The sequence below is a fragment of the Streptomyces sp. NPDC005706 genome, assembly GCF_040631045.1.
Lineage (GTDB): Bacteria > Actinomycetota > Actinomycetes > Streptomycetales > Streptomycetaceae > Streptomyces.
In genome coordinates this window covers 143,405-160,640 of record NZ_JBEXYS010000016.1, presented here as the reverse complement: position 1 = coordinate 160,640, position 17,236 = coordinate 143,405, and the positions used below count along the sequence as shown (strand labels likewise).

The window sequence follows — 17,236 nt, the reverse complement described above, 5'->3', positions numbered from 1 at the left end:
GAGGCACCTTTGCACACGCGGGAGCTCGGAGCACCGGGCTGAGAGGGCGCTGACCTCCGTATACGCGATGTTTCACGTGGAACGTCATTTCCCGGGAGACATCCGAAGTCGGAAACCGCTGCGTCGACCGCCGAACCTGTTACCGGGTAATGCCGGCGTAGGGAGTAGGTCTCATGACCAACAAGGACGCACGCACGCCTGCCTCCGCTCAGGACGAGAAGTCCCAGGAGGCCGGAAAGTCCATCGGCTGGCACAAGGCGTACGTCGAGGGTTCACGCCCCGACCTCTGTGTGCCGGTCCGTCAAGTGCACCTCACCAACGGGCAGTCGGTCACGCTGTACGACACATCGGGCCCGTACACCGATCCACTCGTCGACACCGATGTCCGCCGAGGGCTGTCGGCGCTGAGGGAGAACTGGATCATCGCCCGCGGTGACACCGAGGAGTACGCGGGCCGCCCCGTCCGACCAGAGGACGACGGGATCAAGCACACCTCGCCGCGTGGCGGGCTGCGCAACCTGGACGCGGTGTTCCCCGGGCGCCCGCGTCAGCCGCGCCGCGGCCGTGAGGGTCAGGCGGTCACCCAGCTCGCGTACGCGCGCAGGGGTGAGGTCACGCCCGAGATGGAGTACGTGGCCATCCGGGAGAACGTCTCTCCCGAGGTGGTCCGTGAGGAGATCGCGGCGGGCCGCGCGGTATTGCCGGCCAACGTGAACCACCCGGAGATCGAGCCGATGATCATCGGTAAGGGCTTCCTGGTGAAGGTCAACGCCAACATCGGCAACTCCGCGGTCACCTCCTCGATCGAGGAGGAGGTCGAGAAGATGACCTGGGCGACCCGCTGGGGCGCCGACACGGTCATGGACCTCTCCACCGGCCGCAACATCCACACCACCCGCGAGTGGGTGCTGCGCAACTCCCCCGTGCCCATCGGCACCGTCCCGCTCTACCAGGCGCTGGAAAAGGTCGACGGCAGGGCCGAGGAACTGACCTGGGAGATCTACAAGGACACCGTGATCGAGCAGGCCGAGCAGGGCGTGGACTACATGACCGTCCACGCCGGCGTGCGCCTGCCGTATGTGCCGCTCACCGCCAACCGCAAGACCGGCATCGTCTCGCGGGGCGGCTCGATCATGGCCGCGTGGTGCCTGGCGCACCACAAGGAGTCGTTCCTGTACGAGAACTTCGAGGAGCTCTGCGAGATCCTCGCCGCCTACGACGTCACGTACTCGCTGGGCGACGGTCTGAGGCCGGGCTCGATCGCGGACGCCAACGACGAGGCGCAGTTCGCGGAGTTGCGCACGCTCGGGGAACTCAACCGGATCGCCAGGCGTTTCAACGTACAGACCATGATCGAGGGCCCGGGCCACGTCCCGATGCACAAGATCAAGGAGAACATCGACCTTCAGCAGGAGATCTGCGATGAAGCTCCGTTCTATACGCTCGGCCCGCTGACCACGGACATCGCGCCGGCGTACGACCACATCACCTCCGGTATCGGCGCCGCGATGATCGCCTGGTGGGGCACGGCGATGCTCTGCTACGTCACGCCCAAGGAGCACCTGGGCCTGCCCAACCGTGACGACGTCAAGACCGGGGTCATCACCTACAAGATCGCCGCCCATGCGGCGGACCTCGCCAAGGGGCACCCGGGCGCGCAGGAGTGGGACGACGCGCTGTCCGACGCCCGCTTCGAGTTCCGGTGGGAGGACCAGTTCAACCTCGCCCTGGACCCCGACACGGCACGGGAGTTCCACGACGAGACCCTGCCGGCCGAACCCGCCAAGACGGCCCACTTCTGCTCCATGTGCGGGCCGAAGTTCTGCAGCATGAAGATCTCCCAGGACATCCGTCGGGAACACGGCGGTACCCGGGCCGAGGTCGAGGAGGGCATGGCTCAGAAGTCGAAGGAGTTCGCGGCGTCGGGCAACCGGGTGTACCTGCCGATTGCCGACTGACCCGGTCAAGGCGGCCGCCAGCCCGGGGAGTGCCGGGCCCCGGGCGTCGGGTGGCGCGGAGAGATCGGCGGCGTGCCCGCCGGCACTGTCCTGCCGTGCGCCGCCCGGGGGTCCGGCAGGCGTCCCACGAGGGAGCGCGGGCCGGCTATTCCGGCTGGTGTTCCGGGCCGCCGAAGTCGGGACTGGTGTAGTCGGGACTGCTGAAGCTCGGACGGTCGGACCCGGAGCCGTCGTCCGGGCTGCTGAAGCCGGGGCGTCCGTAGCCGAGGCGCGGCATGCGGCTCGTCGGGGCAGAGGGTGCCGTGCGGTGCAGCGGGGCCGTACCGGGCTGGGCGAGCGCGTCCCGCAGGAACGGCAGGACACCGCGTTCCAGCAGGGCCTCCCGCCAGGCCTCTCTGGCCCTGGCCACCTCCTCGTCGGCCGCGTCATGCGCTCCGGCTTCCGCCGCGGCGCTGTTGCGCAGGGCGGTGAGCAGCAGCCCGGCACCGGCGACGAGGATCGCGGCGGCGGTCACGGCGCCGAACACCCAGCCCGCGGTGAGCATGGTCTGGGCGAAGGCCTGGCCGGGGGCCAGCGTCTTCAGGATGTAGCCGACGAGCAGGAAGATCGCCGCGGCGGTGCCGGCGAGGAGGGGCGCCAGGACCGCGATGACGGCGACGGCGCCGGCGCCGGTGGTCTCGGCGGCCTCGCCGAGGGCGGTGGCGAGACCCACCGGGTCCGCGCCCGGCTCCGCGGAACCGGTGTCGTCGGCGGCCGAAGGGACGGACGGCGCCGGGCGGCGCAGTTCCTCGCGGGCCTTCACGTAGTGCTGGTACTCGGTCGCCGCGGCCGCCGTGATGAGCGTGGTGGCGTTGAGTGCCATGGTGCGCAGTTGTTCCGGGTTGAGCCGCTGTCCGACAGCGGCCAGTTCGGGTCGCTGGGGCGCGGAGCGCAGCGCCTCATCGAGGATCCGCTCGAAGTCCTGGCGGTCCTCGCTCAGCAGGTGCTGCGGAACGCTGTTCATGTGCATCCCCCGATGCTCCGTAGGGCTTGGGGCTCGCACGCCGGCGAGCCGTCGGGCAGAAACGGAGGGGAGCCTGCTACGGATAAGCCGATGGTAGAGCCGTGACGCCACGCGGTGACAGGGGGTTGCCGGAAATTGGGTGCCGACCTGGGCGCATCCGGTCGGACTCGATCAGCCCCGTGAACCCTCAGGCGTTCAGGGGAAGTTGCTGGACCAGCAGCTTCCCGGCCATGGTCACGCCGCCGTCCATGGCGATGGCGAGGCCGTCGGCGTAGATGTGCGGTCCCTCCACCGAGGGGCCGTCGTCCTCCTCGGTTTCCTCGGATCCGACTTCGCCGAGCAGATAGGGAATGGGGCTGTGACCGTGAACGACGCGGGTGCCGCCGTACGTATCGAGGAGGGAGCGCACGGCTTCCGCGCCGCCCTCGTCGCGGAAGGAGAACCGCTTGGTGAACTTGCGGAACAGGTCCCAGACTTCGTCCGCGTCGTTACGGGTGATGGTCTCGCGGACGGTGTCGTTGACCGCCTCGATCGAGTCGCCGTAGTCGAGGTAGGCGGTGGTGTCGGAGTGGATGAGCAGATGCCCGTCGACCTCCTCCACGGCGTCGAGCCGGGACATCCACTGCAGGTGGTGGTCCTGGAGACGGTCCATGTCGGTCTTCTGGCCGCCGTTGAGCAGCCAGGCCGCCTGGAAGGTGGCGGTGCCCGCGCCGGAGTGGACCGGGGTGTCGCCGAACCGCTTCGCGCCGAGCAGCAGCAGCTCGTGGTTGCCCATGAGGGCCTTGCAGTACCCGCCGGCGGCGGCAGCCTCGGCGGACAGCCGCATGACCAGGTCGATGACGCCGATGCCGTCGGGTCCACGGTCGGTGAAGTCACCGAGGAACCACAGCCGGGCGGTGCCCGCGCTCCACTGACCGTCGGCGTCGACCAGCCCCTTCTCCCGCAGGGCGGCCAGCAGTTCGTCCAGGTAGCCGTGGACGTCACCGACGACGTACAGCGGGCCCGGGCCGGTCGCCGGCTGCGGGTCCGGGGCCGCGGGGGCCGGTTCGACGGACACCTGCAGCGTGTCGCCGCGGTTGATGACGGGCAGGTCGCGCTGGGTGGGCGTGTAGCCCTCGGGGTAGGCCTCGTCCATGGGCGGCGCGGTGTCACCGGGGTGGGTGCGGACGTACGGACCTGTCTCGTTGACGTAAGCGGGCACCCGGAAGTCGCGCAACGTCGCCGTCCGCTCCACCTCGGGTCCCCGACCGGCCCCCTGAGTCATCAGACCCCTCCACCATCGCACCGCAGCTGCACCGCTTCGGACTGCCTGGTCGCAGCGGCCCCGCGGTGTCGTGGGCCCATCATAGGAACGCGCGTCGCTCCGTGTGATGACCCAGGGGTGGTGAATCGGAGCGAGACTCCGGTTCACCGCGGCTTTCATTATGTTTGGGCGGGGTTTCGACCGGTTGCCCGGCACCGGTGGGCCGTACGGCGACGGCCGGCCCGTCCGGGAGTGCGGACGGAGCGGCGGGCCGAACGGGCCGTGGTCGTGCGCGGGCCGGCCTCGCCGCTCCGGATTCCTCTTGTCCACCGCCAGGGGGCGACCACCGCGCGCTCTCCGGTCACCCCACCGGGCGGTGACCCGCCCGCTACCCCTTCTCCGGGGCCCGTGGCGGGCTGACGGTCGTGCGCGGAGGACGTCGCTGGGACGAGGTACGCACGATCAGCTCGGTCGGTATCACCTGTTCGACGGGCTGGTCCGAGTCGACGCCCTCGATGGCGTCGATGAGCAGCTGTACGACGGCCGTACCGATCCGGCGCGGCTTCAGGGAGAGCGTGGTGATGGGCGGCTCGGTGTTGGCGTAGACCGTGGACTCGCTGCAGCACACCAGAAGCAGGTCGTCGGGGACGCGCAGGCCGTAGCGGCGGGCGGCGGCGAGGAGGTCGGTGCCGTTGGGGTCGAAGAGACCGTAGACGGCGTCGGGCCGGTCGGGCCGGGCGAGCAGCCGGTCGGCGGCGACGGTGCCCGCACAGGGGTCGTGCGCGGGGTAGGCCTCGTAGACCGGGTCCTGGCCGACCCGCTCGCACCAGCGCAGGTAGGCGGTGGTGGACAGATGGGTGTACGTGTCCGTCGTGGTGCCGGTGAGAAGGCCGATGCGGCGGGCGCCGGCGTCGGCGAGGTGGTCGAGGATGTCGAGGACGGCGGCCTCGTGGTCGTTGTCGACCCATGCGGTGACCGGGAGTGACCCGGCCGGGCGGCCGTCGGAGACGACCGGCAGGCCCTGCCGGACGAGCTCGCTGACCACCGGGTCCTGGTCGGAGGGGTCGATGACGACCGTGCCGTCAAGGGCGACGTTGGACCATACGTCGTGGCGGGAGGTCGCGGGCAGGATGACCAGGGCATAGCCGCGGGCGAGCGCGGCGGAGGTGGCGGCCCGGGCCATCTCGGCGAAGTAGGCGAACTCCGTGAAGGTGAAAGGTTCATCCCCGTACGTCGTCACGGTCAGGCCGATCAGTCCCGACTTGCCGGTACGGAGGGTGCGGGCGGCGGCCGAGGGGCGGTACCCCAGCCGGTCGGCGACCTCACGGACATGGCGCCGGGTGGCGTCCGGGAGCCGGCCCTTGCCGTTGAGGGCGTCGGACACGGTCGTGATGGAGACCCCGGCGGCGGCGGCCACGTCTCTGATGCCCGCCCGGCCCGGCCGGCTGCCTCGACGTGAGGTTTCCGCGCGGCTCACCTGGTGCTTCCCTGCTGCTGTCATGGCGAGCCGATAGTAGGGCTCATGCGGTGGGGTAGTGCGGACGCATATGCACGCGTTGACAGGCACGTTTCTGCATGGCAGATGGTGTCTAACTGCCTGGGAAATCAAGGCAGTTGAACGATCCAATGATAGGACGTGACGTGCCGACGGGCGTGGGCCTGCCAAGGGGTCGAGGTCTCGAAGAGGTCTCAACTCACCTTCACGAGGGATGCGCGCCAGGGCGTGAGCCACCGGCGCGTAGATATATGTCCGGCGCGCCCCCTGGTACGTACGCCTTCGTACGGTGATGCCCCTGATGCCTGTGTGACGGAAGAGGCTGGACTCCCGTCGTCCCGCACCTGTACGCAGCGGGGCCGAATCCTCATAAGGTGTGGAGTATTGGAAGCCGGGGGCGTCGACGGGCCGCCGGTGGTCGCGAGGAGGACTGCGGTGAGCGAGACGAGCCCCAAGCTGCGCGCCGAGCTGGAGGGTATCCCCACCTACAAGCCGGGCAAGCCGGCCGCGGCCGGCGGGCCGGTCGCCTATAAGCTGTCCTCCAACGAGAACCCGTATCCCCCGCTCCCCGGCGTGATGGCGAGCGTGACCGCGGCCGCCTGCGACTTCAACCGTTACCCGGACATGGCCTGCAGCGGGCTGATGGAGGAGCTGTCGGAGCGGTTCGCCGTCCCGCTGTCCCACCTCGCCACCGGCACCGGCTCGGTGGGCGTCGCCCAGCAGCTGATCCAGGCGACCAGCGGGCCCGGTGACGAGGTGATGTACGCCTGGCGCTCCTTCGAGGCGTACCCGATCATCACGCAGATCAACGGGGCCCGCTCGGTCCAGGTGCCGCTCACCCCCGGCGACGTGCACGACCTGGACGCCATGGCGGACGCGGTCACCGAGCGGACGCGTCTGATCTTCGTCTGCAACCCCAACAACCCGACCGGAACGGTGGTGCGGCGGGCCGAGCTGGAACGGTTCCTCGACCGGGTGCCCAAGGACGTGCTGGTGGTCCTGGACGAGGCCTACCGCGAGTTCATCCGCGACCCCGAGGTGCCCGACGGCGTCGAGCTGTACCGGGAGCGGCCCAACGTCTGCGTCCTGCGCACGTTCTCCAAGGCCTACGGTCTCGCCGGGCTGCGCGTCGGTTTCGCGATCGCCCATGAGCCGGTGGCGGCGGCGCTGCGCAAGACGGCGGTGCCCTTCGGCGTCAGCCAGCTCGCGCAGGAGGCGGCGATCGCCTCACTGCGGGCCGAGGACGAGCTGCTGGGCCGCGTCGGCTCGCTGGTGTGTGAGCGCACGCGCGTGGTCGACGCGCTGCGCGCCCAGGGGTGGACGGTGCCGGAGACCCAGGCCAATTTCGTGTGGCTGCGGCTGGGGGAGCGCACGGTTGCGTTCGCCGCGGCGTGCGAGGAGCACGGTGTGGTGGTCCGGCCGTTCCCGGGTGAGGGTGTGCGGGTGACGGTCGGGGAGACCGAGGCGAACGACATCTTCCTGAAGGTCGCGGAGGCGTTCCACAAGGAGAGCTGAGAGCAGGCGGCCACGGCTGAAGTGCCGGCGGCCACGGCTGGGCCCCGCCATGTGCGGGGCCCTTCTCGTTGATCCGCTCTGCCGTGGAGCCCGGGGGTACCCCCTTGCGGTTGCCGAATACCAGTGCGTCATAATGGCTTGTGAATGTGAACGCGTTCACAAGCGCGTCCCGATTGCTCCCGTATGTACGTGACAAAAGGAGCAAACCGCCGCTGTACCACGGCGTAGTAAGGAGAGTGACGACGTGGACCTGGCTCTGGCGCCGGAGACACTGGCGCGCTGGCAGTTCGGCATCACCACCGTCTACCACTTCCTGTTCGTCCCCCTGACGATCTCCCTGGCCGCCCTCACGGCCGGGCTGCAGACGGCATGGGTGCGCACGGAGAAGGAGAAGTACCTCAGGGCGACGAAGTTCTGGGGCAAGCTCTTCCTGATCAACATCGCGATGGGTGTGGTCACCGGCATCGTGCAGGAGTTCCAGTTCGGCATGAACTGGTCGGACTACTCGCGCTTCGTCGGTGACATCTTCGGTGCTCCGCTCGCCTTCGAGGCCCTGATCGCCTTCTTCTTCGAGTCCACGTTCATCGGCCTGTGGATCTTCGGCTGGGACAAGCTGCCCAAGAAGATCCACCTGGCCTGCATCTGGCTGGTGTCGATCGGCACGATCCTGTCGGCGTACTTCATCCTCGCGGCCAACTCCTGGATGCAGCACCCCGTCGGCTACAAGATCGACAAGGAGCGGGGGCGGGCCGAGCTGACCGACTTCTGGGCCGTACTGACCCAGAACACCGCGCTCAGCCAGGCCTTCCACACCCTGTCCGCGGCCTTCCTGACCGGTGGCGCCTTCATGGTGGGCATCGCCGCCTACCACCTGGCCCGCAAGAAGCACGTCCGCGAGATGAAGACCTCACTGCGGCTCGGCCTGATCACCGTGGTCATCGCCGGTCTGCTCACCGCGGTCAGCGGGGACGTGCTCGGCAAGGTCATGTTCAAGCAGCAGCCGATGAAGATGGCGGCCGCCGAAGCGCTGTGGGACGGCCAGGCGCCTGCGCCGTTCTCCGTCTTCGCCTACGGCGACGTGGAGAAGGGCCACAACAGCGTGGCCGTCGAGATCCCGGGCCTGCTGTCGTTCCTCGCCAACGACGACTTCACCTCGTACGTGCCCGGCATCAACGACGTCAACAAGGCGGAGCAGCAGAAGTTCGGGCCCGGCGACTACCGGCCCAACATCCCGGTCACCTTCTGGGGCTTCCGCTGGATGATCGGCTTCGGCATGGCCTCCTTCGCCATCGGCCTCGCCGGTCTCTGGCTGACCCGCAAGAGGTTCATGCTGCCCCAGCACCTGCGGGTGGGTGATGACGAGGTGCCGCACCTGGTCCTGTTCCGGAACAAGGGGCTCGGCCCGAAGCTGACCGCCTGGTACTGGCGCATCGCGATCTGGACCCTGGCCTTCCCGCTGATCGCCAACTCCTGGGGATGGATCTTCACCGAGATGGGCCGGCAGCCATGGGCCGTCTACGGCGTCCTGCAGACCCGCGAGGCGGTCTCCCCCGGTGTCTCCCAGGGCGAAGTCCTCACCTCGATGCTCGTCTTCACCGCGCTGTACGCGATCCTCGCCGTGGTCGAGGTCAAGCTGCTCGCGAAGTACGTCAAGGCCGGCCCGCCCGAGCTGACCGAGGCCGACCTCAACCCGCCCACGAAGATCGGCGGCGACACCCGTGACGCCGACAAGCCGATGGCCTTCTCGTACTAGGCCGAGGGGACAGTCATGGAACTTCACGACGTCTGGTTCGTCCTGATCGCCGTCCTGTGGACCGGCTACTTCTTCCTGGAGGGCTTCGACTTCGGGGTCGGCATCCTCACCAGGCTGCTGGCCCGCGACCGGCCGGAACGCCGGGTGCTCATCAACACCATCGGGCCCGTCTGGGACGGCAACGAGGTGTGGCTGCTCACGGCGGGCGGCGCGACCTTCGCCGCCTTCCCGGAGTGGTACGCCACCCTCTTTTCCGGTTTCTACCTGCCGCTGCTCGTGATCCTGGTCTGCCTGATCGTGAGGGGCGTCGCCTTCGAGTACCGGGCCAAGCGGCCCGAGGAGAACTGGCAGCGCAACTGGGAGACGGCCATCTTCTGGACCTCGCTCGTCCCGGCGTTCCTGTGGGGCGTGGCCTTCGGGAACATCGTGCACGGCGTGAAGATCGACCGGAACTTCGAGTACGTCGGCAGCCTCCTGGATCTGCTCAACCCCTACGCTCTGCTCGGCGGCCTGGTGACGCTGACGCTGTTCACCTTCCACGGGGCGGTGTTCACGGCGCTGAAGACCGTGGGAGACATCCGGGTGCGGGCGCGGAAACTGGCGCTGAAGGTCGGGCTCGTCACCGCCGTCGTCGCGCTTGCCTTCCTGCTGTGGACCCAGGCCCACAGCGGTGACGGCAAGAGCCTGGTGGCGCTGGTCGTGGGGGTCGCCGCGCTGGTGGCCGCGCTGGTGGCCAACCAGGCAGGGCGTGAGGGATGGTCGTTCGCGCTGTCCGGCGTGACGATCGTGGCCGCCGTGGCGATGCTCTTCCTGTCGCTCTTCCCGAACGTCATGCCGTCTACGCTCGAAGGCGACTGGAGCCTCACGGTCACCAATGCCTCGTCGAGCCCGTACACCTTGAAGATCATGACTTGGTGCGCGGCCGTGGCCACGCCGCTCGTGCTGCTCTATCAGGGTTGGACCTATTGGGTGTTCCGCAAGCGGATCGGCACGCAGCACATAGCCGACGCCGCGCACTGAGACCCGCCGAGGGTGTGTTTCACGTGAAACACACCCTCCGGACGGAAGGGCATGTTTCACGTGAAACCGATCGATCCGCGCCTGCTGCGATACGCCCGCGCCACCCGTCCCTTCCTGGTGGCGGTCGTCGGCCTGGGAGCCATCGGGGCCGGACTGGTCATCGCCCAGGCGATGCTCATCGCCGAGGTGGTCACCGGGGCGTTCCAGCGCGGTCAGGCGGTCGACGAACTCCGTACTCCCCTGCTGCTGTTGGCCGCTGTGGCCGTAGGCCGGTCGGTCGTCGCGTGGCTCACCGAGCTCGCGGCGCACCGGGCCAGCGCGGCCGTGAAGTCGGAGCTGCGTGAGCGTGTTCTGAACCGTGCGGTTCAGCTGGGTCCCGGCTGGCTCGGCGGGCAGCGGACCGGCTCGCTGGTCACCCTGGCCACGCGCGGAGTCGATGCCCTCGACGACTACTTCTCCCGCTACCTGCCGCAGTTGGGGCTCGCGGTGGTCGTCCCGGTGGCCGTGCTGGCGCGCATCGTCACCGAGGACTGGGTGTCCGCGGCGATCATCGTCGGCACCCTGCCGCTCATCCCCCTCTTCATGATGCTGATCGGCTGGGCCACCCAGTCCCGGATGGACCGTCAGTGGCGGCTGCTGTCCCGGCTGTCCGGCCACTTCCTGGACGTGGTCGCGGGGCTGCCCACGCTGAAGGTGTTCGGCCGGGCCAAGGCCCAGGCAGAGTCCATCCGGCGGATCACCGGTGAGTACCGCCAGGCCACGATGCGGACCCTGCGGATCGCCTTCCTCTCCTCATTCGCCCTTGAGCTGCTGGCCACGCTCTCGGTCGCGCTGGTCGCCGTGACGATCGGCATGCGCCTCGTCCATGGCGACATGGACCTGTACACCGGCCTGGTCATCCTGGTGCTGGCGCCCGAGGCCTATCTGCCGCTGCGCCAGGTGGGGGCGCAGTACCACGCGGCGGCCGAGGGCCTCGCCGCCGCGGAAGAGATCTTCGCCGTGCTGGAGACACCGGTACCGGCGTCCGGCACCGCCTCGGTACGTCCTGGCACCATCGCCTTCGACACGGTGACGGTCCGCTACCCGCAGCGCTCGTCCGATGCCCTGACGGGCGTGTCCTTCGCCGTCGAGCCCGGTGAGACCGTGGCCCTCGTCGGACCGAGCGGCGCGGGCAAGACGAGCCTGCTGAACGTGCTGCTGGGCTTCGTCCGTCCCACCGAAGGCCGGGTGAGCGTCGGCGGGTCCGACCTCGCCGACATCGGCCTCGAGGAGTGGCGCTCGCGGATCGCATGGGTGCCGCAGCGGCCGCACCTGTACGCCGGGACCATCGCGGAGAACGTACGGCTGGCCCGGCCCGACGCTGACGACACCGCTGTGCGCAGGGCGCTGGGGGACGCGGGCGCGCTGGAGTTCGTGGACGCGCTGCCCGAGGGCGCCGGGACGGTGCTCGGCGAGGACGGGGCGGGACTGTCCGCAGGCCAGCGCCAGCGGCTCGCGCTGGCCCGTGCCTTTCTCGCCGACCGGCCGGTCCTGCTGCTGGACGAGCCGACGGCCGCACTGGACGGGGCGACGGAGGCCGAGGTCGTGGCGGCGGTGCGCAGGCTGGCCGCCGGCCGCACGGTGCTGCTGGTGGTGCACCGGCCGGCGCTGCTGGAGGTGGCGGACCGGGTGGTCCGGCTGGACCTCCCCACGCCGGCCGCCGCCGGGACGGCCGCTGCCGAGGCGTCCGCGGCCGGTACAGCCACCGACACCGTCGACCCCGGCATGCGTTCGGTCGAGACGGGCGGCCCGGCCGGGGCCGGGGCGGAGCCGGAGGCCGCGGTCCCGGCACCACACGGCCGGATACCGGCCCGGGTACGGGCCATGGCGGGCCCCCGGCGCGGCCGGCTGCTGCTCGCACTGCTGCTCGGCGGCCTGGCTCTCGGCAGCGCGGTCGGGCTGATGGCCACCTCCGGCTGGCTCATCTCACGGGCCTCGCAGCATCCGCCGGTGCTCTATCTGATGGTGGCCGTGACGGCGACACGGGCGTTCGGGATCGGACGGGCCGTCTTCCGGTACGCCGAGCGGCTCGTCTCGCACGACGCCGTACTGCGGATGCTGGCCGACACCCGCGTCGCCGTGTACCGGCGGCTGGAGCGGCTGGCGCCCGCCGGGCTGCGGGTGGCCCGCCGCGGCGACCTGCTCACCCGGCTGGTGGCCGACGTCGACGCGTTCCAGGACTACTGGCTGCGCTGGCTGCTGCCCGCCGGGGTCGCGGCCGCCGTCTCCACCGCCTCCGTCGCCTTCACGGCCTGGCTGCTGCCCGTGGCCGGGGCCGCCCTCGCCGCCGGTCTCCTCCTGGCCGGCGCCGGCGTCCCCGCCGTCACCGCTGCCGCGGCCCGGCGCGCCGAGCGGCGACTGGCGCCCGCCCGTGGTGCCCTCGCGACCCGGGTGACCGACCTGCTCACCGGCACCGCCGAACTGACCGTCGCCGGTGCCCTGCCGGCCCGTACCGCGGCGGCCCGGCGGGCCGACGGCACCCTCACCCGGATCGCCGCGCGCGGCGCCACCGCCACCGCCCTCGGCGACGGGCTCACCGCACTGATCTGCGGCCTGACCGTCACCGCGACCGCGCTGCTGGGCGCCCAGGCGGTGGCCACGGGCCGGCTCGGCGGAGTGGCGATGGCCGTGGTGGTGCTCACCCCGCTGGCCGCCTTCGAGGCCGTACTGGGGCTTCCGCTCGCCGTACGACATCGCCAGCGGGTGCGCCGGAGCGCGGAGCGGGTGTTCGAGGTGCTCGACGCCCCGGAGCCCGTCACCGAGCCGAAGCGGCCGCGGCCGGCGCCCGGCTCACCCTTCCCCCTGGTGGTCCGGGACCTGACCGCCCGGCACCCGGGTCAGCGGCGCGACGCCCTGGCCGGGCTGGACCTCACGCTGGAGCGGGGGCGGCGGATCGCCGTGGTCGGTGCGTCCGGCTCCGGCAAGACCACCCTCGCCCAGGTGCTGCTGCGGTTCCTCGACGCCGGGGCGGGCTCGTACACGCTCGCCGGTGTCGACGCGTACGCCCTGGACGGCGACGATGTGCGGCGGCTCGTCGGACTGTGCGCCCAGGACGCCCACCTCTTCGACAGCACGGTGCGTGAGAACCTGCTGCTCGCCCGGAAGGACGCCGACGAGGCCGGCCTGCGGGACGCGCTGTCCCGGGCCCGGCTGCTGGACTGGGTCGACGGGCTGCCGGACGGGCTGGACACGCTTGTCGGCGAGCACGGGGCACGGCTGTCCGGCGGGCAGCGTCAGCGCCTCGCCCTGGCCCGCGCGCTGCTGGCCGACTTCCCGGTGCTCGTCCTGGACGAGCCCGCCGAGCATCTGGACCTGCCGACGGCCGACGCGCTCACCGCGGACCTGCTGGCCGCCACCGAGGGCCGTACGACGCTGCTGATCACCCACCGGCTGGCCGGTCTCGACGCGGTGGACGAGGTGGTCGTGCTCGACGAGGGCCGGGTGGTGCAGCGGGGACCGTACGCGGAGCTGACCGCCGTGGACGGGCCGCTGCGGGCGATGGCACGGCGGGAGGCGGCCGCGGAGTCGCTGGTGGCGGCGCGCTGAGGGGCGCGCCGCGAACCGTACGGCAGGACCTGACGGGCGTCAGTCCCGTTCGGCGAGCATCCGCTCGATGACGATCGCCACGCCGTCGTCGTTGTTGGCGACCGTGCGGCCCGAGGCGGCGGCGATGACGTCCGGGTGGGCGTTGCCCATCGCGTACGACCGGCCTGCCCAGGTCAGCATCTCGACGTCGTTGGGCATGTCGCCGAAGGCGACGACCTCCTCGTGCGAGATGCCGCGTTCGGCGCAGCACAGCGCGAGGGTGCTGGCCTTGGAGACGCCCGGCCCGCTGAGTTCCAGCAGGGCGCTGGGGCTGGAGCGGGTGACGTTGGCGCGCTCGCCGACCGCCGGCCGGGCCAGCGTGAGGAAGGCGTCCGGGTCGAGCTCGGGGTGGTAGGCGAGGATCTTGAGCACCGGCTGGTCGGTGTCAGGGCCGTCGGCCGCGAGGAGCTCCTCCGCGGGCAGCAGGTTGTCCGGCGTCTCCATGTGCAGCTTGGGATAGGCGGGCTCCTGGTGGAAGCCGTACGTCTGTTCGACCGCGAACACCGTGCCGGGAGCCGCGTCGCGCAGCAGCCGTACGGCGTCCAGCGCGTTCTGGCGGGACAACTCCCGCACCTTCACGAACCGGTGGGTGCCGGGGCCGCCGTGCAGGTCGACCACGGCGGCGCCGTTGCCGCAGATCGCCAGGCCGTGTCCGTGCACATGCTCGCTGACGACGTCCATCCAGCGGGCCGGCCGGCCGGTGACGAAGAAGACCTCGATACCCGCCTCCTCCGCGGCGGCCAGTGCGGCGACCGTCCTCGGGGAGACCGACTTGTCGTCGCGCAGGAGGGTGCCGTCGAGGTCGGTGGCGATCAGCCGCGGCCGGAAGGCGGCGGCCGGGGTCCCGGGCTGTCTGGTCGCTGAGGTCACCCGGCCATTCTGGCGCATATGCCCGCACGCCCGTGCGGGAGTCCGCACAGATGAGTCCATCGACACACCACAGTTGGCCGGCGGACGACGTCTCCGTCACCGGATCACGAGAGCTGGGCGAGTCCCTCCATGGCGATCCGCTCGAAGACCTTCTCGTCCGCGGCGAAGTCGGAGTCCGGGATGGGCCAGTGGAGCACGATCTCGGTGAAGCCCAGTTCCCGGTGACGGCCCGCGAAGTCCACGAAGGCGTCCAGCGACTCCAGCGGCCTGCCGCGGTCCGGGGTGAAACCGGTGAGCAGCACCTTGTCCAGCTCGGCCACGTCCCGGCCGGCCTCCGCGCAGGCCTCGGCCAGCTTCGCCATCTGGCCGCGCAGTGCGGCGACGGACTCCTGCGGGGTGCCGGTCTCGTACAGCTTGGGGTCGCCGGTGGTCACCCAGGCCTGTCCGTGCCGCGCGGCGAGCCGCAGCCCGCGCGGGCCGGTCGCCGCCACGGCGAAGGGCAGCCGGGGCCGCTGCACACAGCCGGGGATGTTGCGCGCCTCCACCGCCGAGTAGAACCGGCCCTCGTACGTCACGGAGTCCTCGGTGAGCAGCCGGTCGAGCAGCGGCACGAACTCGGCGAACCGTTCGGCACGCTCGCGCGGTGTCCACGGCTCCTGGCCGAGGGCCGTGGCGTCGAAGCCGGTGCCGCCCGCACCGATGCCCAGGGTCACGCGGCCGCCGGAGACGTCGTCCAGGGAGATCAGTTCCTTGGCGAGGGTCACCGGGTGCCGGAAGTTCGGGGAGGTGACCAGCGTGCCCAGACGCAGCCGGTCGGTGACACCAGCGGCGGCGGTCAGGGTCGGCACGGCACCGAACCACGGGCCGTCGCGGAAGCTGCGCCAGGACAGGTGGTCATAGGTGTACGCGGTGTGGAAACCGAGCTCCTCGGCCCGTACCCAGGCCGCACGGCCGCCCTCGCTCCAGCGGCGGTACGGCAGGATCACGGTGCTCAGACGCAGACTCATGCGTCCGAGCGTACGGGGGCGGCTCGGCAAGGGCCGAAATCGGTCACCGTGTGTGCCTGCTGTGCGACGGGGTGAGCGGGCCCGCCGCGGGGGAACCGGCCCGGAAGTCAGTGCGTGGCGGGAAAGCGCAGGTAGCGGGGCGGTACCGCCCGGGTGAGCCACACCCCGTTCGCGCTGACGTGGAAGACGTGGCCGTCGCGGTGCATGGCGCCCGCGTCCACGGCCAGCACGACGGGCCTGCCACGGCGGGCGCCGACCCGGGTCGCGGTCTCACGGTCGGCGGACAGGTGGACGTCGTGCCGGTTCATGGGCCGCAGGCCCTCGGCGTGGATCGCGTCCAGGTTGCGGGCGACCGTGCCGTGGTAGAGGTACGGCGGCGGGAGCGCGGGGGGCAGACCGAGGTCGACCTCGACGCTGTGTCCCTGGCTGGCGCGGATCCGGGTGCCCTCGACGGCGAAGCGCTTCTTGTCGTTTGCGGCCACCACGTGGTCGAGTTCCTCACGGGTGAAGTGGAATCCGTGGGCGGCGGCCGCGGCGATCAGAGTGTCGATCTCGACCCAGCCGGCCGGGTCCAGCGTGAGGCCGATGCGCTCGGGCTGGTGGCGGAGGTGTTTCGAGAGGTACTTCGACACCTTCCCGGTTCGTCTGTCGTCCATTGCTCCAGAGTGCGGGAGAGACGCGGATCACGCAGGTTGTTTTTCGCCGCGAGGTTTGGTCCACAGGCAACTCACTTTATCCACAGGCTATTTGAAAAAGTTGTGGACAACGGGCGGGCGATTCAGGGAGTTTGATCAACTATTGTGCCCGGATGCTTCTTTGTGATCATGTTGTCCAAAGCTCTTGCTCTGAGCTCTCGTTCGGCCGCCAGGGCCAGGAATGCGGACGTCCGCTCGCGGCCAACCAGGGCTTCCACGGCGTCGATCACATCCGCGGGCAGTTCGACGCAGCGCTTGCCATCCGAAGGCTTCGGCGCGTTGCCGGCAGCGAGCCCTGTGCGGAGGTGGCGCACAGCGAACAAGCGCATGGCGCGGGCCAGTTCGGCGTCCACGGTCTGCCTGGCCAGCGGGCGCAGCCGGCGCACCAGTGAGGCCGCCTCGGCCGCGTGCGCGTCCGTGCGGTGGGACGGACCGTCCAGGTAGCGGGCGAAGACGTGCGCGGTGGTGAACTCCAGGAAACGGGCGGCGATGTGCTCGATGTCGCCGCGCAACTCCCGCAGATGGCCCGCGATCGCCGACAGAGGCACCCCCGCGGAGTGCAACTCGACTGCCACGTACAGCTCTTGGGGGCTGGGTACGAGAAACGTGTCGGAGTCGTCCATCACCGGTTCGAGTACGCCCAGTTCGAGAGCCTCGGTCACCGCGTCGTCGTCGGGGGCGCCGCCGAAGCGGGCGTTGAGTTCCGCGCGGGTGATGCGGGTCGGTTGCTCGTCGGTCCACGGGCCCTCCACCTCCGTGGCCAGGCCGAGGACGCCGCCCAGGCCGCGTCCGGTGTCCCAGGCGTCCAGGAGTTCCCCTATCGAGGCGAGGGTGTAGCCGCGGTCGAGGAGATGGGTGATCTGACGGAGGCGGGTGAGGTGGAGGTCGGAGTAGAGGTTGATCCGGCCCTGGCGCCGGGCCCGGGGGAGGAGGTTCTTGTCCTGGTAGGCGCGGATGGTTCTCACCGTGGTGCCGGAACGGTGGGCCAAGTCCTCGATTCGGTAGGACTTCTGGGGCGGCGGGCCGGTCATGTGGACGTCCTTGGCTGGTTGC

At 70.6% G+C, this 17,236-nt stretch carries 12 protein-coding genes and 1 riboswitch; of the genes, 5 read left to right on the top strand and 7 right to left on the bottom strand.

Going from position 1 to position 17,236, the window contains the following annotated elements:
• Positions 1 to 7: 7 nt before the first annotated feature.
• A riboswitch (TPP riboswitch) is annotated at positions 8 to 181 on the top strand.
• Positions 174 to 1,958 carry a phosphomethylpyrimidine synthase ThiC gene (gene thiC, locus ABZ478_RS24810; protein WP_359552814.1) on the top strand — a complete coding sequence of 595 codons (1,785 nt, stop codon included), beginning with the start codon at positions 174 to 176 and terminating at the stop codon, positions 1,956 to 1,958. Its footprint overlaps the riboswitch before it by 8 nt.
• Positions 1,959 to 2,103: 145 nt before the next feature.
• Here thiC and ABZ478_RS24805 read toward each other — a convergent pair whose 3' ends face one another.
• The 3 genes from ABZ478_RS24805 to ABZ478_RS24795 all read right to left on the bottom strand — a co-directional run bounded on the left by ABZ478_RS24805 (position 2,104) and on the right by ABZ478_RS24795 (position 5,705).
• On the bottom strand, positions 2,104 to 2,967 hold the full coding sequence (locus ABZ478_RS24805) for a hypothetical protein (protein ID WP_359552812.1): 864 nt from the start codon (positions 2,965 to 2,967) through the stop codon (positions 2,104 to 2,106).
• A 181-nt stretch (positions 2,968 to 3,148) separates the two neighbouring features.
• Complete coding sequence (locus tag ABZ478_RS24800; protein ID WP_359552810.1) at positions 3,149 to 4,225, bottom strand: metallophosphoesterase; 1,077 nt, start codon at positions 4,223 to 4,225, stop codon at positions 3,149 to 3,151.
• Between the two features lie 367 nt (positions 4,226 to 4,592).
• Entirely contained in the window at positions 4,593 to 5,705 is a 1,113-nt protein-coding gene (locus ABZ478_RS24795) for a LacI family DNA-binding transcriptional regulator (protein WP_358929737.1), read from the bottom strand.
• Positions 5,706 to 6,134: 429 nt separating this feature from the next.
• On the opposite strand from ABZ478_RS24795, the gene hisC reads away from it, so the two are divergent.
• The 4 genes from hisC to cydD all read left to right on the top strand — a co-directional run bounded on the left by hisC (position 6,135) and on the right by cydD (position 13,572).
• A complete protein-coding gene (gene hisC, locus ABZ478_RS24790) occupies positions 6,135 to 7,214 on the top strand; it encodes a histidinol-phosphate transaminase (RefSeq protein WP_359552808.1) in 1,080 nt (359 codons plus the stop codon).
• A gap of 244 nt (positions 7,215 to 7,458) precedes the next feature.
• Positions 7,459 to 8,967 carry a cytochrome ubiquinol oxidase subunit I gene (locus ABZ478_RS24785; RefSeq protein ID WP_359552807.1) on the top strand — a complete coding sequence of 503 codons (1,509 nt, stop codon included), beginning with the start codon at positions 7,459 to 7,461 and terminating at the stop codon, positions 8,965 to 8,967.
• A 15-nt stretch (positions 8,968 to 8,982) separates the two neighbouring features.
• The gene (gene cydB / locus ABZ478_RS24780) at positions 8,983 to 9,987 is read left to right on the top strand and encodes a cytochrome d ubiquinol oxidase subunit II (protein ID WP_359552805.1); all 1,005 of its coding nucleotides are present in this window, start codon (positions 8,983 to 8,985) and stop codon (positions 9,985 to 9,987) included.
• A gap of 60 nt (positions 9,988 to 10,047) precedes the next feature.
• Positions 10,048 to 13,572 carry a thiol reductant ABC exporter subunit CydD gene (gene cydD / locus ABZ478_RS24775; RefSeq protein WP_359552850.1) on the top strand — a complete coding sequence of 1,175 codons (3,525 nt, stop codon included), beginning with the start codon at positions 10,048 to 10,050 and terminating at the stop codon, positions 13,570 to 13,572.
• A gap of 39 nt (positions 13,573 to 13,611) precedes the next feature.
• Here cydD and ABZ478_RS24770 read toward each other — a convergent pair whose 3' ends face one another.
• From ABZ478_RS24770 to ABZ478_RS24755, 4 genes are all read right to left on the bottom strand, one after another.
• Positions 13,612 to 14,499, bottom strand: coding sequence for an HAD family hydrolase (locus ABZ478_RS24770; RefSeq protein WP_359552804.1), 888 nt, complete (start codon positions 14,497 to 14,499; stop codon positions 13,612 to 13,614).
• An 86-nt stretch (positions 14,500 to 14,585) separates the two neighbouring features.
• Positions 14,586 to 15,488, bottom strand: coding sequence for an LLM class flavin-dependent oxidoreductase (locus ABZ478_RS24765; RefSeq protein ID WP_359552802.1), 903 nt, complete (start codon positions 15,486 to 15,488; stop codon positions 14,586 to 14,588).
• 107 nt (positions 15,489 to 15,595) lie between these two features.
• Positions 15,596 to 16,144: an RNA 2'-phosphotransferase gene (locus ABZ478_RS24760; protein ID WP_359552800.1), complete on the bottom strand. Its 549-nt coding sequence runs from the start codon at positions 16,142 to 16,144 to the stop codon at positions 15,596 to 15,598.
• Positions 16,145 to 16,266: 122 nt separating this feature from the next.
• Positions 16,267 to 17,214 carry a MerR family transcriptional regulator gene (locus ABZ478_RS24755; protein WP_359552798.1) on the bottom strand — a complete coding sequence of 316 codons (948 nt, stop codon included), beginning with the start codon at positions 17,212 to 17,214 and terminating at the stop codon, positions 16,267 to 16,269.
• Positions 17,215 to 17,236: the final 22 nt, after the last annotated feature.